Genomic DNA, 18,131 nt, shown 5'->3' on the forward strand with positions numbered 1-18,131 from the left:
GGATATTTTGAAAATATCTTAAAATTTTGTTTTTATACTTAAATATAGGTGTTTTCTGAAAGTTCTTGTCAAGGGGTTGTTTTTTTTGCTTAAACACCTATATTTTCTGAAACTTCTTGACAAGATTTTACTTTCGCTGAAAGTTGCGGTTTTTTGGTATGCAGGTTTCGGACGCTGTTAATTGGTTGATATTTTCAATACGCTGTCAGCGTCCGAATTAGGGGGATTTTTTGCGAAATCCCCCTAATAACCCCCTCGCAGCACCACCCAAAGCGGTCTTCGACTGCCCTCCGCCTTCGTTCGGTTTTAACGCACCGGTACTGATTTGTTCCGGACAAAGCAGCGCCTCGCCAAACATCCTTGTTTGGCGTGCTAACCTCGCTCAGTTGTCGGCGCTTTGTGAAGGTGCGGGTTGGTGCATGTTTTGGCTTTTGGGAAAAGTAACGATTTGGGTTTGGAGATATTTTAAAAATTTCTTAAACTTTTGTTTTTATACTGAAACGTGGGGTTTTTCTGAAAGTTCTTGTCAAGGTTTCCTATGACTTTTAAGTTATTATTATAGGTAGCAATGTGAATTTTTCGATATATTTGAAAATATCATGAACAGTTATTTTTATACTAAAACGTAGGTGTTTTCTGAAAGTTCTTGACAATGGTTTGTGTTTTTACTTAAACACCTATATTTTCTGAAACTTCTTGACAAGATTTTACTTTCGTTGAAAGTTTCGAGTTTTTGGTATGCAAGTTTCGGACGCTGTGGGTTTGGTGTTTTTTTCATTTCGGTGTCTGCGTCCGAATTAAGGGGATTTTTTGCGAAATCCCCCTAATAACCACCTCGTAGCACCACACAAAGCGGTCTTCGACTGCCCTCCGCCTTCGTTCGGTCTTAACGCACCGGCGCTGATTTGTTCCGGACAAAGCAGCGCCTCGCCAAACATCCCTGTTTGGCGTGCTAACCTCTCTCAGTTGTCGGCGCTTTGTGAAGGTGCGGGTTGGTGTATGTTTTGGCTTTTGGGAAAAGTAACGATTTGGGTTTGGAGATATTTTAAAAATTTCTTAAACTTTTGTTTTTATACTGAAACGTAGGCTTTTTCTGAAAGTTCTTGTCAAGGTTTCCTATGACTTTTAAGTTATTATTATAGGTAGCAATGTGAATTTTTCGATATTTTTGAAAATATCATGAATAGTTATTTTTATACTAAAACGTAGGTGTTTTCTGAAAGTTTTTGGCAATGGTTTGTATTTTTACTTAAACACCTATATTTTCTGAAACTTCTTGACAAGATTTTACTTTCGTTGAAAGTTTCGAGTTTTTGGTATGCAAGTTTCGGACGCTGTGGGTTTGGTGTTTTTTTCATTTCGGTGTCTGCGTCCGAATTAAGGGGATTTTTTGCGAAATCCCCCTAATAACCCCCTCGCAGCACCACCCTAAGCGGTCTTCGACTGCCCTCCGCCTTCATTCGGTCTTAACGCACCGGCGCTGATTTGTTCTGGACAAAGCAGCGCCTCGCCAAACATCCTTGTTTGGCGTGCTAACCTCGCTCAGTTGTCGGCGCTTTGTGAAGGTGCGGGTTGGTGCATGTTTTGGCTTTTGTGGAAGGTAACGGTATGGGTTTTGGGATATTTTGGAAATATCTTAACCTTTTGTTTTTATACTGAAACGTAGGGTTTTTCTGAAAGTTCTTGTCAAGGTTTCCTATGACTTTTAAGTTATTATTATAGGTAGCAATGTGGATTTTTCGATATTTTTGAAAATATCATGAACAGTTATTTTTATACTAAAACGTAGGTATTTTCTGAAAGTTCTTGACAAGGTCTTTTGTGCTCCTTTTAAGTTATTGCGAAAGATAACGGTTTGGGATTTGGGATATGTTTAAAAAAATTTTAAAAATTTATTTTTATACTAAAACATAGGTGTTTTCTGAAAGTTTTTGTCAAAATTAGCTGTGGTGTTGGGTTTTGTGGAAAGTTGAAAGCCGTCAAGGTTATTGACGGCTTGTTTTTTTTGGTGAATCGTGACTATTTTTTCACTGCTTTGGCATTAGGAAGGTCGGTGACTGTTCCTTCGTAGATTTCTGCCGCTAAGCCTATCGATTCGTGTAAGGTTGGGTGGGCATGGATGGTTAGGGCTATATCTTCTGCATCACAACCCATTTCAACCGCTAGGGTGATTTCACCCAGTAGTTCTCCGCCATTTGCGCCAACAACCGCTCCGCCTAATAGGCGATTGTCTGATTTGTTGAAGATCAGTTTGGTCATCCCTTCTGAACAATCTGAGGCAATTGCTCGTCCGGATGCTGCCCATGGGAAGATCGCTACTTCATAATCGATTCCCTTAGCAATGGCTTCTTTTTCGGTTAATCCAACCCATGCCACTTCCGGTTCGGTGTAAGCAATCGACGGGATAGTTTTTGGATCGAAGTAGTGTTTTTTACCGGCTATTACTTCGGCTGCAACGTGTCCTTCGTGAACACCTTTATGGGCAAGCATTGGTTGACCTACCACATCGCCAATAGCATAAATGTGCGGTACATTGGTGCGCATCTGTTTGTCGACTTCGATAAAGCCACGGTCGGTTACATTGACCCCAGCATTTTCGGCGCCAATCAATTTTCCGTTTGGTGTGCGACCAATTGCCACTAATACGGCATCATAAGTATGCGTTTCGCTTGTGCCGTCTTTTTTCTCCATGGTGACGTAAATTGCGTCATGTTTTGCTTCAACGGATGTGACTTTGGTTTCTAGTCTTAAGGTAAACTTCTTCTGAATCTGTTTTGTGAAGACTTTTACCACATCTTTGTCGGCTGCCGGAATGACTTGATCGAACATTTCAACCACGTCCACTTCAGAACCTAGCGCATGGTATACCGTGCCCATTTCCAGACCGATAATTCCGCCACCCATTAACAATAATTTTTTCGGAATGGAGGTTAACGCCAGCGCATCGGTTGAATCCCATATTCTTGGGTCATCGTGCGGTATAAACGGTAGTGTGATAGGACGCGATCCAGCAGCAATAATCGCATTGTCAAACGTGAGTTTGGTAATGCCTTTTGCTGATGTGATATCCATAGTATGGCTACCGGTAAATTGCGCTTCACCTTGAATCACATTGACTTTGCGCATTTTTGCCATGCCGGCAAGGCCATTAGTCAATTGATTGATGACTTTTTCTTTCCATTCACGCACTTTATCAAGTTCGAGTTTTGGCGTGCCAAAGTGGATGCCATGAGCGGTTAAGGATTTGGCTTCATCCATCACTTTTGCCACATGAAGTAAAGCTTTTGACGGAATACAGCCCACATTCAAACACACGCCACCTAAGGTTGAATAGCGCTCAACTAATGTGACGTCTAATCCTAAATCGGCTGCTCGGAAGGCTGCGGAGTATCCCGCTGGCCCTGCACCTAATACCACAAGTTGGGTTTTAACTTCTTGACTCATATATGATTGCCTCCTTTACATCACTAAACGACGTAAGTCGGATAATACGTTAGCAATATGGCTTAAGAAGCGTGCACCATCTGCCCCGTCAATCACTCGATGATCGAATGATAGTGATAAAGGTAACATTAAGCGTGGTGTGAATTCTTTTCCATTCCATACCGGTTTCATACTTGAGCGTGATACCCCTAAAATACCGACTTCAGGCGCATTGACAATTGGTGTAAATGAGGTAGTACCAATACCGCCAAGGCTTGAAATGGTGAAGCATCCCCCTTGCATATCTGCGCCGGTTAACTTACCTTCACGGGCTTTTTTCGATACTTCAGCCAGTTCACGTGATAGTTCGATAATGCCTTTTTTGTTGACGTCTTTAAATACCGGTACGACTAAACCATTTGGCGTATCTACCGCAACACCAATATTGATGTATTTTTTAATGATGAGCGTTTGCGCATCTTCCGATAGTGAGCTGTTAAAGCGTGGATAAGCCGTTAAGGCACTAGCGACCGCTTTCATAATAAACACTAACGGAGTGATTTTAACATCAAGTTTCTTTTTGTCCGCTTCGGCGTTTTGTTGCTTACGGAATGCTTCAAGATCAGTGATATCGGTTTCATCAAACTCAGTCACATGCGGGATCATCACCCAATTTCGGTGTAGGTTTGCCCCAGAAACTTTCTGAATTTTGGTTAGCGGTAAGCTTTCCACTTCGCCAAATTTGCTGAAATCAACTTTAGGCCATGGCAGTATGCCCGGTAATGCGCCGGAAGCTGCGCCGGTTTCCACTTGTTTAACAGCATTTTTAACGTAAGCTTGAATATCTTCACGTAAAATACGATGTTTAGGACCTGTCGGTGGTACTTTTGCTAAATTCACGCCAAATTCACGTGCTAAGCGACGCACAGACGGCGTGGCGTGAGCATAAGCGTCATTTTCAACAAAGTCATCAGCGGTTTTAACCGCAGGTGCCGTCGTTGCCGGAGCGCTGGCTACCGCAACCGGTGCCACATCAGTTTTTGCCGCAGGTGCTGGCGCTGTTGTTGTCGCTGGGCTTGCCGGTGCCGCTGTGGCTGTGACTTCAAACTCCATGATTTTAGAGCCGGTTTTGACTTTGTCACCCACTTTGACTGTAATATTTTTCACAATACCAGCTATTGTTGCCGGTACTTCCATTGACGCTTTATCGCCTTCAACAGTAATTAGCGAGTCATCAACGGCAACACTATCACCGATTTTGACTAAAATTTCAGTTACTTCAACTTCATCACCACCGATATCAGGTACAGTGACATCAACCACTTTGCTGGCTGTCGCTGCGCTGTTTGCCGGGGCAGCCGGTGTTGTAGCGGGCGCATCAGTGGCTTTGGTTTCAGTGCTGGCGGACGCTGCGTTAGCGCCCTCTTCGTCAAATACCATGATATTGACGCCAGTTTTAACTTTGTCGCCCACTTTAACGATGATTGATTTGACGATCCCGGCCTGTGGCGCAGGAATTTCCATTGATGCTTTATCACCTTCAACGGTTAATAACGACTGATCAACTTCAACCCGATCGCCGACTTTAACTAAAATTTCCGTGACTTCAACTTCATCACTACCAATATCAGGTAATTTTATTTCTATACTCATTATTGTTACCTCTTATGCGTTACGTGGGTTAAGTTTGTCGGCATTGATCTCAAACTTTTTGATCGCTTCTTCAACAACACTTGTTTCAATATCACCACGTTTAGCAAGTTCGCCTAATGCTGCAACCACAACATAAGATGCATCAACTTCAAAATGATGACGTAAGTTTTCACGACTATCACTGCGTCCAAAGCCGTCGGTACCTAGTACTCGGTAGCTTTCAGCAGGGACAAATCCACGTATTTGCTCGGCATAAAGTTTCATATAATCAGTAGAAACCACAGCTGGATTATTATTCATAATTTGTGCAACATAAGGCACTTTTGGTGTTTCGCTAGGGTGTAACATATTGTAACGTTCACAATCTTGACCGTCTCGTGCAAGTTCAGTAAATGATGTGACGCTGTAGACTTCTGAAGTAATACCATAGTTCTTCGCTAGGATATCAGCCGCTTCACGTACATGACGTAAAATCGAACCTGAACCTAATAACTGTACAGTTGGTTTACCTTTTTGCCCTTCTACGGTATCAAGTTTGTAGATACCACGGCAGATACCTTCTTCAGCACCTTCCGGCATAGCAGGTTGTGCATAGTTCTCGTTTAGTGTGGTGATGTAGTAGTAGACGTTTTCTTGCTCACCATACATACGACGTAAACCGTCTTGCATAATAACAGCAACTTCATAAGCATAAGCCGGATCGTAAGCGATACAATTTGGAATGGTTAATGCTTGGATATGGCTGTGACCGTCTTGGTGTTGTAAACCTTCACCGTTTAACGTTGTGCGACCAGATGTACCACCGATCATAAAGCCACGTGCTTGCTGATCACCCGCTGCCCACATTAAATCGCCGACTCGTTGGAAACCAAACATTGAGTAGTAGATATAAAATGGAATCATTGGTAAGTCGTTAGTACTGTATGAAGTTGCCGCTGCCAACCATGAAGCGGTTGCACCACATTCATTGATCCCTTCTTGCAGAATTTGACCTTTTTCATCTTCACGATAGTAAGCCACTTGCTCTCTGTCTTGAGGGGTATATTGTTGACCGTGAGGGTTGTAAATACCGATTTGACGGAATAAACCTTCCATACCAAAGGTACGTGCTTCATCGGCAAGAATTGGCACTAAACGAGGCGCTAGATCTTTATCTTTAAGCATGATATTTAATGCACGCACAAAAGCAATCGTCGTTGAGATCTCTTTAGATTGCGCTTCAAGTAGTGAAGCAAATTCGCTTAATGGCGGAATCGATACACTGCCGGTGAATTTGGTTAATCTTGAAGGTACATAGCCATGTAATGCATCACGGCGTTCATGAATATATTTATATTCCGGTGTATGCTCTTCAAATTTAATGTAAGGCAGTTTTTCAAGGGCTTCATCGGTAACCGGAATGTTGAAGAAATCACGAACATGACGCACGCCGTCCATATTCATTTTTTTCACTTGGTGAGCGATGTTTTTCGCTTCTGCCGCTTCACCCATACCGTAGCCTTTAATGGTGTGAGCTAAAATGACAGTCGGACGATCTTTAGTCTCTTTAGCTCTTGCAAATGCAGCAAACATCTTAGCCGGGTCTTGACCACCACGATTGAGGCGGAAGATCTCTTCATCGCTCATATCTTTAACTAATTCGGCTGTTTCCGGATATTTGCCAAAGAAGTGTTCACGTACGTAAGCACCGTCTTTTGATTTTAATGTTTGATAATCACCGTCTAGGGTTTCGTTCATTAAGCGGATTAATTTACCTGAAGTATCTTTCTGTAATAATTTATCCCAGCGATCGCCCCAAAGCACTTTAATCACATTCCAACCCGCACCGGCAAAGACGCCTTCGAGTTCATTGATAATTTTACCATTACCGGTAACAGGACCGTCCAAACGTTGTAAATTACAGTTAACAACAAATACTAAGTTGTCTAATTTTTCACGTGTTGCAACGGTGATTGCGCCTTTTGATTCCGGCTCGTCCATTTCACCGTCACCTAAGAAGGCATAGACAGTTTGTTCAGTAGTATCTTTTAAACCACGATGATTTAAGTATTTTAAGAAACGTGCTTGATAGATTGCACTAATTGGACCTAATCCCATTGATACGGTCGGGAATTGCCAGAATTCAGGCATTAATTTTGGATGAGGGTAAGATGATAATCCTTTACCGTGCACTTCTTGACGGAAATTGTCTAGCTGCTCTTCCGTTAGGCGCCCTTCAATGAAAGCACGTGAGTAGATACCCGGTGAGATATGACCTTGGAAATAGATTAAATCACCACCGTCTTTGTCGTTACGAGCACGGAAAAAATGGTTAAAACAGACTTCATAGAAAGTCGCCGCAGATTGGAATGATGCCATGTGTCCGCCAAGCTCTAAATCTTTTTTCGATGCTCTAAGAACCATCATAATGGCATTCCAACGGACAATTGAACGAATGCGCCTTTCAATTTCCCAATCTCCTGGGTATGCTGGTTGTTCTTCTACAGGAATGGTATTGATATAGTTACTGGTTGAAGAGCCGAAAAGTAATGGCACGCCGCCATCTCTTGCTTTGTTGACTATTTGTTCAATAATATATTGCGCACGTTCGACGCCTTCTTCACGTATAATTGACTCAATACTTTTCAGCCAATCTTGCGTTTCGACTGGATCGATATCATTCATTTGCATGTCCGACATATTAAAACCTCTTTTTTGTTTAAAAAAATGCAGTTTTGCTATCCTTAGCTACAACCTATGCCATAACTAACTGTATAAGCTTCAATTCTGCATTATGGAGCTTTATGACTATAAGTCTGCCATTTTCGATAGAAAAGTAAAGCAAACCTAAGCCTAGATGTGCATGTTAATTCCTATCAAATTAATCAACTATTTCAATAGATAATAAGAAAATCGCTGTAATTAATTGATATAAATCAAATTTAACTTGCGGGAGATTATTGAAACCAACTTATTTGGTTATACCTTGAAAGCACTGTAGTTGTCAAGCTATAGTAAAATCTGCTATATATTTGTTAATTAACTGTTAAACGGCGTTGGATTAAAGAATAATCATGATTGTTGATAATATCATCATTAAAGATCTTGGGATCACCCCTTACATGACTGCTTACCATGCTATGCATGAGTTCACGGTTAACCGTGATGCTAACACACCGGATCAAATTTGGTTTGTTGAACATCCACCGGTTTTCACGCAAGGAAAAGTGGGAAAAGCCGAACATTTGCTAGTTCAATCCGAGATACCGGTTATTCAAACCGATCGGGGTGGGCAGATCACCTATCATGCGCCGGGTCAGCAAATTATGTATGTTTTATTCGATTTAAAAAGAGCAAAAATCGGTATCCGGGATATGGTCAGTTATTTAGAAAATAGTGTCATACAAACCTTAGCACACTATGATATTATAGCTTATGCCAAATCCGACGCGCCCGGCGTATATATTGATGATAAAAAAATCTGTTCGCTAGGCTTACATATCAAACAGGGTTGTACCTTACATGGGTTGGCACTGAATGTTGATATGGATCTGAAGCCTTTTAATAACATCAATCCTTGTGGTTATGCAGGATTGCAGATGACTCAATTGAAACAATTTCAATCACAAATTGACCGTAATTTAATAAGGAAATTACTCGCTGATAATTTTCTCAGTCAATTACTCAACAAATAAGATATCTAATTATGCAAAATGAAGAAATGACAGTCAGAAGCTCAAAATATCGTGATGCTGACAAAACCCGTTTAATTCCAACAATCACCATAGAAGAAGCAGCACCATTAAAAAAACCCGATTGGATGAGAATTAAACTTTCAGCACATTCCGATAATATTGCGCATATCAAATCCACACTGCGTAAACATGGATTACACTCAGTGTGCGAGGAAGCCTCGTGCCCCAATTTGGCAGAGTGTTTTAACCACGGTACAGCGACTTTTATGATCTTAGGTGATATCTGTACACGGCGCTGTCCATTTTGTGATGTTGCCCACGGTAGACCTTTACCACCCGATCAGCAAGAGCCACTAAAATTGGCTAAAACCATTGAAGAGATGAAATTGCGCTATGTGGTCATTACCTCAGTTGACCGAGATGACCTTAAAGACGGCGGAGCAAGCCATTTTGCAGCTTGTACGCAACAGATTCGCGCCTTAAGCCCGAATGTCAAAGTCGAGACCCTTACGCCCGATTTCCGTGGATGTATCGAGCAAGCGGTCGAGGTATTGAGCGAAGCACCACCCGATGTGTTTAACCATAATTTAGAAAACATTCCTCGTTTATACAAAAAAATTCGACCGGGGGCAAACTATCAAGGTTCGTTGAAATTACTGGCGGCATTTAAAGAGAAGCATCCGGATATTCCAACCAAATCCGGGCTAATGGTCGGGTTGGGCGAAACCAATGAAGAGTTGATTCAAGTGTTGAAAGATTTACGTACGCACGGCGTGACCATGCTAACTTTGGGTCAATATTTGCAACCCAGTCAGTACCATTTACCGGTTGAGCGCTATGTCTCGCCGGCTGAATTTGATGAATTGAAACAGATCGCTTTAGATATGGGATTTACTCATGCGGCCTGTGGTCCATTTGTTCGCTCATCGTATCATGCCGATTTGCAAGCAATGGGAAAAGAGGTGAAGTAATCTTCACCTTTTTTTATTTAGTTATCCACCACCATAAAGCGCCGGTTTTCAGTCACAATCTGCAAAAACAGCGGTAAACTCATCTTTTCACTTTTTTGTAACTTGCCAGTTAAATTGTAGATTTTTGAACGACCAAAGGCATCAATAACAATCGTTTTATCGTCATACAAGGCTGCAATTGCATTTTCACCCCCAGCCACAACCCATTGCCGTGGGCTTTGATTAAATAAGTTTTTACCTTGACTGTATTGTTGTGGTGGCGTTGTTACATTCAATACGTCTTGCATTAATGTGCGTAAAATATCCGTTTGAGATGTAATATCAGTGATTTTTGCTTTATCTTTATTTGGCCATGCGATAATCAATGGCATTTTAAGCACTTCCCGATTAAAACGATCACCACTTTCACGGAAAACCAATTTTTTGCTTTCATCAATCGAAATATCATTTGAGCCGGTGATAATAATCACCGTATTATCATAAGCGCCACTTTGTTTCAGATAGGCGATCAAGGATTGCAAATATTGATCTAACTTTTTAGCATCTGACGCTAATTCGGTAATGGTCATCTTTTTGTTTTTCACGCCAAGCGAGTAGTGGATCAATGAGAACAGTGGCGCATGATTTTCAAGTTTATTTTGCTCATCGTGCCATGCCATCCAATAGTCAGTAGTTTGTTTATTGGACTGTTTTTTCGGTTCCGGCAGCGTAAAGTTAGACAGTAACGCATAACGGTATAAAGGCTCAACAAACCCGCTGGATGAAAACAACCCAAGATTGTAGTGTTGCTTAGCAACAGTATCAAATAAAACCGAAGTCTTATGGCTAGCCAAAATACTGTTGTAATAATTAGGATCTAATCCATAAAACAGTGAAAAGTTATTCAAATAGGCTTGATTGCTAGCACTAAAGTGGTTGTCGAACTGTAAATTGTCTTGTGCAAATTCTTTTAGCCAAGGCATATTGTTGGCTAATAGCTGTTCACTCCAACCGTCAATGACAACCATTAATACATTTTGCTTTGTTTGTGGCTCATCAAATACCACTCGTCCCAGTGGGTATTCGATAGCAATAGCAAATGGGTTGCCTTCTTGAATGGTGCGATTTCGGTAGTCGTTCTCTTCAATAAAGCCATATCGTTCAAGGAAATGACGAGCCGTTAACGGGTAAGATAACGGTAAACTCGAACGCTGCATTGTAATTGGACGATAAAAGTTCGCATCAGCCCAGATATGAATTAGGTGAGATGAAACAAAACAGAGAATAAAGCCGATAACAACTGGTTTTGCATAGCGCTTACGTTTACTTAAACTACGCAGTTTTTTCCAGCTCCATAACGAAAATAGAATTTCAATCAGTAAAATAAACGGAATTAAAATAAATGCTGTGCTTAAAAAAGAGGCTTTATTTGAACTCAGTAACTGCCAAATTGATAAGTTAAGGTGCATTCTGAAATGTGAAAAGACCTCTAAATCAATTAACAGTAAAGTAATTCCTAAAGTGGCAATAATAGTGGCGAAAATCCGCTGCCAACGTGAGGAATGGATAAAAAAACTGAGTGGAAAAATAAGTACCAAATAAGTAATAAATGTCAAATAACTAAAATGCCCCATTACACTAATAATGGCATAAAATCGCCCCATAAATGTACGTGGCCAATCAGCGATCACCAAATATTGACTACCCAGTATAATGACTACAAAAATATTAAACAGCGTGAACCAGTGTCCCCAACTGACAATCTGCGAAGCTTGGTCATCTTTGATGTGATTATTTTTGAGTTTGAGCATATATAATTGTTGATAATGATATTAAATGAAGAAAACGAAACATTAAAAATTCTCGACAGTTTACCCGATTTTGAAAAATCTTTCTGTAATTTTTTTATTTGTTAGCACAAAGATCCCTGTTATCTGTTGGCGTTGTAATCGATACTTGCTATAATTCAAAATATAATTTAGCTGATCAAATAAGATAATAATTTTGGCAATCAAACAACTCAAATCACAACAGATCCAACCCGATACAAATCTAATCGTAGAACTTGCAAAAAAGAACAAAACACAGACCGATTTACCGGATTTTGGATCAACAAATGTGCTCGCTTGGCAACCTCGTGTCGCCTCAGCGGTATCGCTTTTATGCAATAACAAGACATCAAAATATCGCTCTCGTTTTATGTTATTAAAAGCCACCGAAAGCGAGCTATTTTTTGATTTGTTAAAACAATCGGTTAAAACCAACTTAGCTGAGCCAGCGTTAGGGTATAGTTACAATATTAGTGAAAATAAAATCACTTTAACCACGGCCAAAACCCGTCAAGACAACTTTGCTATTGAAGATAATTGCTTAGCGCAAACTAGCGTCGATCTAGAAAAACTCTTTGGCTGTGTCAGGCAGCCGGACAATCGTCCAATCAAATTGCAAGCAGGGTTAGTTCATCACGCTAATGGTGGTGTGCTCATTTTAGGTTTGCGTTCGCTATTATCGCAACCTGCACTGTGGGTTAAATTAAAACAGATGATTAATAATGGCGTGTTTGAATGGTTTTCAGCCGATGATGCCCACCCTTTACCGTTAACCATTCCAGCCATGCCGCTAGATTTACGGTTAATTTTAGTTGGTGACCGGCTAAGTATGACTGAATTGCAGGAGTTTGAACCAGAGTTTTTCAATTCAGCCATCTATGCTGAATTTGAAAACGAATTAACAATATCATCAGAAAAGCAAATCGATCAGTGGACGAATTATCTGCAATTTATTGCCCAACAATTACAATTACCGGCTATTGAACCGACTGCTTTTATGACAATATTTAAACAAGCAACCCGTTTTACCGGCGATCAAAACTGTCTTCCGTTATCGGTAGAGTGGGCACAATCGCTACTGCTTGAGGCAAGTTATTTTGCCGAAAATAATCAGATTGATAAACTTGCTGTGGGTAAAGCACTTGAACAAAAAGCATGGCGTGAGAACTATCTCACTGAGCGCTTTCATGATGAGTTTTTTACCGATCAAATCGTGATTAACACTAAAGACCAAGTTGTCGGGCAAATTAATGGGTTATCCGTTCTTGAATACCCCGGCTACCCAAAAGCAATTGGTGAGCCAACCCGATTAAGTTGTCTTGTGCATTATGGGGACGGTGAATTTATTGATATTGAGCGCAAAACCGAACTGGCGGGAAATATCCACTCTAAAGGTATGATGATTATGCAGGCTTTTATCATGTCTGAATTTGCCATTAATCATCAATTGCCCTTTTCTACATCGTTAGTATTTGAACAATCTTATAGCGAGATTGACGGTGACAGTGCATCGCTAGCCGGTTTATGCGCGATTATTAGCGCCCTATCCGGTCAAGCTATCGACCAGCAATTGGCAGTAACCGGCTCAGTGGATCAATTCGGCCATGTTCAATCAATCGGCGGGGTAAATGAAAAAATTGAAGGATTTTTTGCCGTTTGTCAGCATCAAGGCTTAACCGGCCAACAAGGTGTGATTATTCCGGCGAGCAATCAACGTCACTTAAGTTTAAGTGATGAGGTGATAGCTGCGGTTGAGCAAGATAAATTCTCGATTTGGACGGTAGAGCATATCGCCGATGCCCTGTATTTATTAACCGGCATTCCCTACAAAGATGAGGCGAATATCAGCCTATATAAATTGATTCATGCTCGTATGCAGTCACTGCTAGTGCAAGAAAAAAAGCAAGATAGTTGGTTTAGCAGGTGGCAAAAATATTGCAAAAAATAGCAATACACAATAAACTTTACCGCCAGGCGCCATTGATAAATGGCTAAGTAACTCACATTACACCGTTACTATTATGCGTAATATTTTAGTCAATAGTGATGTTTATAATCGTGTATGTAATGACAAAATAAAAGGCTTTTTTATGACATTTGAACGTAAATCTTCGTACGATAAAGCGGATCTAATTAAATCGGGAAACAATGAACTCTTTGGTCATGACGGTCCCCCATTACCTTCTGATTTAATGTTAATGATGGATCGTGTTGTTAACATGGATGAGCAAGGCGGTAACTTTGGCAAAGGTTATGTTGAAGCTGAACTTGATATTAACCCTGACTTATGGTTTTTCAAATGTCATTTTAAAAATGATCCGGTGATGCCCGGTTGCCTTGGGCTTGATGCCATGTGGCAATTAGTTGGCTTTTATTTAGGCTGGATTGGTGGTAAAGGTAAAGGTCGAGCGCTGGGCGTAGGCGAGGTAAAATTTGCCGGTCAAGTATTACCAACCAATAAAAAAGTCACCTATAAAATACATTTTAAACGTGTCATTAACCGTAAATTAATTATGGGTATCGGTGACGGTGAAGTTTATGTTGACGGTAAACTTATCTATCAAGCTTCTGATCTAAAAGTCGGGCTATTTCAAGATACTAACGCTTTTTAATTTTTAGTTAAGCTTACTCAGCCTTACAGTTAATCGGTAAGGCTGATCGATAGTTTAATTTTCCAATCTATCTCGCCACTTTGCCAAATCTGTATTTCTGACTATTTTGATATTACTAGCCTCTCTTCCATAACTGATTTAGTCAATCAATTCGCAATTCAGTGAAAAACGGATAGCTAGCAAACGAATCTAATTGATGAATAACAAGCTATTATTGGCTTGATGCAGCTTTACTCATTTAGTATTTTTGAAATTACTAGCCTCTCTTCCATAAATGATTTTAGTCAATCAATCCGCAATTTAGTGAAAAACGGATAGCTAGCAAACGAATCTAATTGATGACTAACAAGCTATTATTGGCTTGATGCAGCTTTACTCATTTAGTATTTTTGAAATTGCTACCCTCTCTTCCATAAATGATTTAGTCAATCAATCCGCAATTCAGTGAAAAACGAATAGCAGGCAAAGGAATCTAATTGATGAATAACAAGCTATTATTGGGCTATATACACGCTTTGCGCATTTAGTATTTTTGGTATTATCGGTATAATAATTTAAATTTTTGTAATTGTTGCCACATATGAAATTAATTAATCGTTTTTTCCTTGCAATTTTATTATTTTGCCTGTCAGTTGGTGTAGTTTTTGCCGACTTAAATGGTACGGTCATTAAGGTGCTCGACGGTGATACGATCGATTTACTGACAATCACAAACCAAAAAGTACGAATCCGTTTGCTGGATATTGATGCACCGGAGAAAGGTCAAGCATATGGTAATGCATCAAGAAAATATTTAGCCTCACTTATTGCCGGCAAATATGTGTTTGTCAAAGCAAACAAAAAAGATATTTACAATAGGACATTAGGCACGATTTTTTATAATAAAATGAATATTAATGCCAAAATGGTTGAAAATGGTTATGCGTGGGCATACCGATATCGAGGTAAAGCAAGCAATAAATTAATGGTTAAACGAGAAAAGCAAGCCAAATTAAACAACAAAGGGCTATGGAAAGACAAAAATCCGATAGCCCCTTGGCAATTTCGTTATCGTAATAAACAATAAACCTTAACTAAATATTATTTTTTAGTAGGCGTAGCTGCTTGAGCTTGTTTAAGTGCTTCAATACCTTGTTTACATGCAGATTCTTGAGTATCAGTAGGCATTGCCGCTACTTGTTGTTTGCTTTGCTCAAGTCCTGATTTCATCATTTCTAATTGTTCTGCTGTTAATCCTGCAGTTGGCATATCTTTGATATATTCATCGATGCTATCAAAGTAAGTTTGACAAGTAGCAGATAAATCAGCCATGGCAAAAGAAGATAAACTTAATAATACAACAGATAATGCTAACTTTTTCATTGTGTTTCCTTATAATCAATTAATTTTCATTAGATTGTTGTCAACATAAAACAACATTGCTTAAAAAGCAGGAATTATAATATAAAACAAAATGGTAAAAGTCTAGAAAAAAGAAGTAAAGAAATACTGAGGTGGGAACTTACCAGTAACAAGTTACTGGTAAGAAAATAATCAAAATTAGATTATTGTTACATCTGCAGCAGAAGGACCACGTGGGCTATCTTGAATTGAAAATTCAACTTGTTGACCTTCGCCTAAAGTTTTGAATCCGTCACCAGTAATCGCTGAGAAGTGAACAAATACATCTTTGCTGCCGTCAGCAGGAGATATAAAACCAAAACCTTTACTTTCGTTGAACCATTTAACTTGACCTGTTTTTTTAGACATAATAATTTTCCTATAAATAAATTTATCTCAGCCATTAAGGGCTATATTCAAATACATAAAACCTAGACTACTTAAGAACACTGAGAAGAAAAGATGAAGAAAACTAATACAAATCTTGATATCAAGTAAACTACAAACTACGCGAATCAAATGTTACAAAATAAATCTGCATGTTATATGCTGGTGACTATTAACGCACAAAATGTTAAACAACGCAAGCAATCTTTCAATTTATTTAGCTATCCTCGCTAAAAAATCATTTATCATAATTAATTAGTGAGGATACCTTGCCCCCGATAATAAAATTCAATAATTATTTTTCAGCAAGCTCTTTAGATTTATTGATCGTTGCTTCAACTGCATCAATCACCGCTGCTCTAAAGCCTTTTTCTTCAAGCATCTGCACCCCTTCAATAGTGGTGCCAGCCGGTGAGCAGACCATATCTTTCAACTCGCCGGGATGTTTGCCAGTAGCGAGTAACAGTTTGGCTGACCCCATTACGGCTTGCGCTGCAAATTTATAGGCTTGTTTTCTTGATAATCCGGCTTTGACCGCTCCGTCAGCTAGCGCTTCGATAAACATAAAAACAAAAGCCGGTGAAGAACCACTCGCTCCAATGACGGCATCAATTAAATATTCGGGGACAACTTCAGTTTCGCCAATACAATTTAATAATCGTTGTACAATCGACAGCTCATCATCTGTCACTTCAGTATTTGGCGTAATGGAGCACATCGCCGCATTAACTAATGCCGGTGTATTTGGCATAACTCGGACAATTTTTTGTTCATAGCCGACACATTTGGCTATGGTTTTAATTGTCACGCCTGCTGCAATTGAGATCACAATAGTATTTTTCTTTAATTCTTTTTGAATATCGTTTAACACATCAACAATGACATTAGGCTTTACCGCAATAAAAACAAGATCGGATTCACGTGCGACATCTCTGGCTGACGCTAAATTATTGATTGCATGTGACGCATTTAATGCTTGCCCTTTTTCAGGGTGAGGATCATATACATAAATTTGGTTTCCTTGCACAATATTACTGGTTAAAATGCCTTGTAATATAGCATTTCCCATATTGCCCAAACCGATAATACCTATACGCTGTTCCATCTATTTTACTCCCCCATTTTTTGAGCTAAATTTGTAACGATTATAGATTACTTTATGCCTAAAACTCAAATCAAAAGCACCGGCATCATGCTCTGTAAATCCCTGCTTCGATGTTGCAATACCGCATCGCCTTTTATCAATATTTTACTCAGTGATTGAATGATGAGTATCAGGCATCAGTTGCATGCCATGTTGTTGTCCGGTCTGTATTAACGATAAAATCTGTTTGGTTTTGCCCTCTTTTATTAAGTTTGCAACTGCCGGAGTGTTAATCAGGACTTCAAAAAGGGCTTTGCGTTGATTATCAACCGTGATTAACTGCTGGCATACAATCGCTTGTAAACTATCGGATAATTGACTACGGATAAAGTTTTGCGCATTGCCTTCAAATACATCTATCAGACGATTTATCGTTTCAATCGCCGAACGGGTATGTAATGTTGCTAAAACTAAATGTCCCGTTTCAGCAACCGACAAAGCCGCTTCGATCGATTGTTTATTGCGTAGTTCGCCAAATAGGATAATATCGGGATCTTGTCTTAAAAGACTTTCCATTGCTTGATCAAATTGCGATAATTCACGTTGTTCAATTAATGACTTGTCATTTTGATAGATATACTCAATAGGATCTTCTAAAGTAATAATATGTTTTGCTTGGGTTTGATTTATATATTGGATTAAGGATGCTAATGTGGTTGATTTACCACTACCGGTTGCGCCGGTAACCAGAATGATTCCCGATTGTTGGTTAACAAGCGTTTTTAAAACAGCAGGGACGCCAATTTCAGACATGTCAGCAATGCGGTCATTGATAATTCGAAATACTGCCGATATGCCACGTTGTTGATAGAAAATATTAACCCGAAAGCGCCCTATTTCATTGTGAAATGCCAAATCAAGTTGGCCATATTGCTGCAACTTATTTACCTGACACATATCGAGCAAGGCAAACAGTTCTGTTTCCAGTTGCGTTGATGATAATTTGTTATCTGATACAAATTGCAATTGTCCGTTAATACGCATACACGGGAAAGCGCCGCTGGAAAGGTGCAAATCCGAGGCATTTTGCGCTACACTAAGTGACAAAATTGATTTTAACATTTACTTTAACCTAAAAT

15 protein-coding genes are annotated in these 18,131 nt (G+C 39.7%); 5 read left to right on the plus strand and 10 right to left on the minus strand.

Going from position 1 to position 18,131, the window contains the following annotated elements; genetic code table 11:
- Window positions 1-217 precede the first annotated feature (217 nt).
- The 5 genes from J3U74_RS03305 to aceE all read right to left on the minus strand — a co-directional run bounded on the left by J3U74_RS03305 (window position 218) and on the right by aceE (window position 7,755).
- Window positions 218-358 carry a hypothetical protein gene (locus J3U74_RS03305; RefSeq protein WP_267346900.1) on the minus strand — a complete coding sequence of 47 codons (141 nt, stop codon included), beginning with the start codon at window positions 356-358 and terminating at the stop codon, window positions 218-220.
- A 439-nt stretch (window positions 359-797) separates the two neighbouring features.
- Entirely contained in the window at window positions 798-938 is a 141-nt protein-coding gene (locus tag J3U74_RS03310; protein WP_267346899.1) for a hypothetical protein, read from the minus strand.
- 1,081 nt (window positions 939-2,019) lie between these two features.
- On the minus strand, window positions 2,020-3,444 hold the full coding sequence (gene lpdA / locus J3U74_RS03315) for a dihydrolipoyl dehydrogenase (protein ID WP_267328772.1): 1,425 nt from the start codon (window positions 3,442-3,444) through the stop codon (window positions 2,020-2,022).
- 15 nt (window positions 3,445-3,459) lie between these two features.
- The gene (gene aceF, locus J3U74_RS03320; protein WP_416379757.1) at window positions 3,460-5,076 is read right to left on the minus strand and encodes a pyruvate dehydrogenase complex dihydrolipoyllysine-residue acetyltransferase; all 1,617 of its coding nucleotides are present in this window, start codon (window positions 5,074-5,076) and stop codon (window positions 3,460-3,462) included.
- Window positions 5,077-5,088: 12 nt separating this feature from the next.
- On the minus strand, window positions 5,089-7,755 hold the full coding sequence (aceE, locus tag J3U74_RS03325; protein WP_220219308.1) for a pyruvate dehydrogenase (acetyl-transferring), homodimeric type: 2,667 nt from the start codon (window positions 7,753-7,755) through the stop codon (window positions 5,089-5,091).
- A gap of 374 nt (window positions 7,756-8,129) precedes the next feature.
- Here aceE and lipB point away from each other — a divergent pair, with 374 nt between their 5' ends.
- Window positions 8,130-8,750: a lipoyl(octanoyl) transferase LipB gene (gene lipB / locus J3U74_RS03330; protein WP_267328771.1), complete on the plus strand. Its 621-nt coding sequence runs from the start codon at window positions 8,130-8,132 to the stop codon at window positions 8,748-8,750.
- Between the two features lie 11 nt (window positions 8,751-8,761).
- Entirely contained in the window at window positions 8,762-9,721 is a 960-nt protein-coding gene (gene lipA, locus J3U74_RS03335; protein ID WP_220219306.1) for a lipoyl synthase, read from the plus strand.
- 17 nt (window positions 9,722-9,738) lie between these two features.
- On the opposite strand, the gene J3U74_RS03340 is transcribed toward lipA, so the two are convergent.
- Window positions 9,739-11,511, minus strand: coding sequence for a DUF3413 domain-containing protein (locus tag J3U74_RS03340; protein WP_267328770.1), 1,773 nt, complete (start codon window positions 11,509-11,511; stop codon window positions 9,739-9,741).
- Between the two features lie 193 nt (window positions 11,512-11,704).
- On the opposite strand from J3U74_RS03340, the gene J3U74_RS03345 reads away from it, so the two are divergent.
- From J3U74_RS03345 to J3U74_RS03355, 3 genes are all read left to right on the plus strand, one after another.
- Complete coding sequence (locus J3U74_RS03345) at window positions 11,705-13,477, plus strand: Lon protease family protein (RefSeq protein ID WP_267328769.1); 1,773 nt, start codon at window positions 11,705-11,707, stop codon at window positions 13,475-13,477.
- A 142-nt stretch (window positions 13,478-13,619) separates the two neighbouring features.
- Window positions 13,620-14,141, plus strand: a complete 522-nt coding sequence (fabA, locus tag J3U74_RS03350; protein WP_220219625.1) for a bifunctional 3-hydroxydecanoyl-ACP dehydratase/trans-2-decenoyl-ACP isomerase — start codon at window positions 13,620-13,622, stop codon at window positions 14,139-14,141.
- Between the two features lie 580 nt (window positions 14,142-14,721).
- A complete protein-coding gene (locus tag J3U74_RS03355; RefSeq protein WP_267328768.1) occupies window positions 14,722-15,207 on the plus strand; it encodes a thermonuclease family protein in 486 nt (161 codons plus the stop codon).
- Between the two features lie 14 nt (window positions 15,208-15,221).
- On the opposite strand, the gene J3U74_RS03360 is transcribed toward J3U74_RS03355, so the two are convergent.
- From J3U74_RS03360 to J3U74_RS03375, 4 genes are all read right to left on the minus strand, one after another.
- On the minus strand, window positions 15,222-15,503 hold the full coding sequence (locus J3U74_RS03360) for a DUF5339 domain-containing protein (RefSeq protein ID WP_220219302.1): 282 nt from the start codon (window positions 15,501-15,503) through the stop codon (window positions 15,222-15,224).
- Between the two features lie 177 nt (window positions 15,504-15,680).
- A complete protein-coding gene (locus J3U74_RS03365; protein WP_220219301.1) occupies window positions 15,681-15,890 on the minus strand; it encodes a cold shock domain-containing protein in 210 nt (69 codons plus the stop codon).
- Window positions 15,891-16,203: 313 nt separating this feature from the next.
- Complete coding sequence (gene proC, locus J3U74_RS03370; protein WP_267328767.1) at window positions 16,204-17,013, minus strand: pyrroline-5-carboxylate reductase; 810 nt, start codon at window positions 17,011-17,013, stop codon at window positions 16,204-16,206.
- A 144-nt stretch (window positions 17,014-17,157) separates the two neighbouring features.
- Window positions 17,158-18,114, minus strand: a complete 957-nt coding sequence (locus J3U74_RS03375; RefSeq protein ID WP_267328766.1) for a type IV pilus twitching motility protein PilT — start codon at window positions 18,112-18,114, stop codon at window positions 17,158-17,160.
- Window positions 18,115-18,131 lie beyond the last annotated feature (17 nt).

It is taken from the genome of Gilliamella sp. B3892 (assembly GCF_026536305.1).
Taxonomy (GTDB): domain Bacteria; phylum Pseudomonadota; class Gammaproteobacteria; order Enterobacterales; family Orbaceae; genus Gilliamella.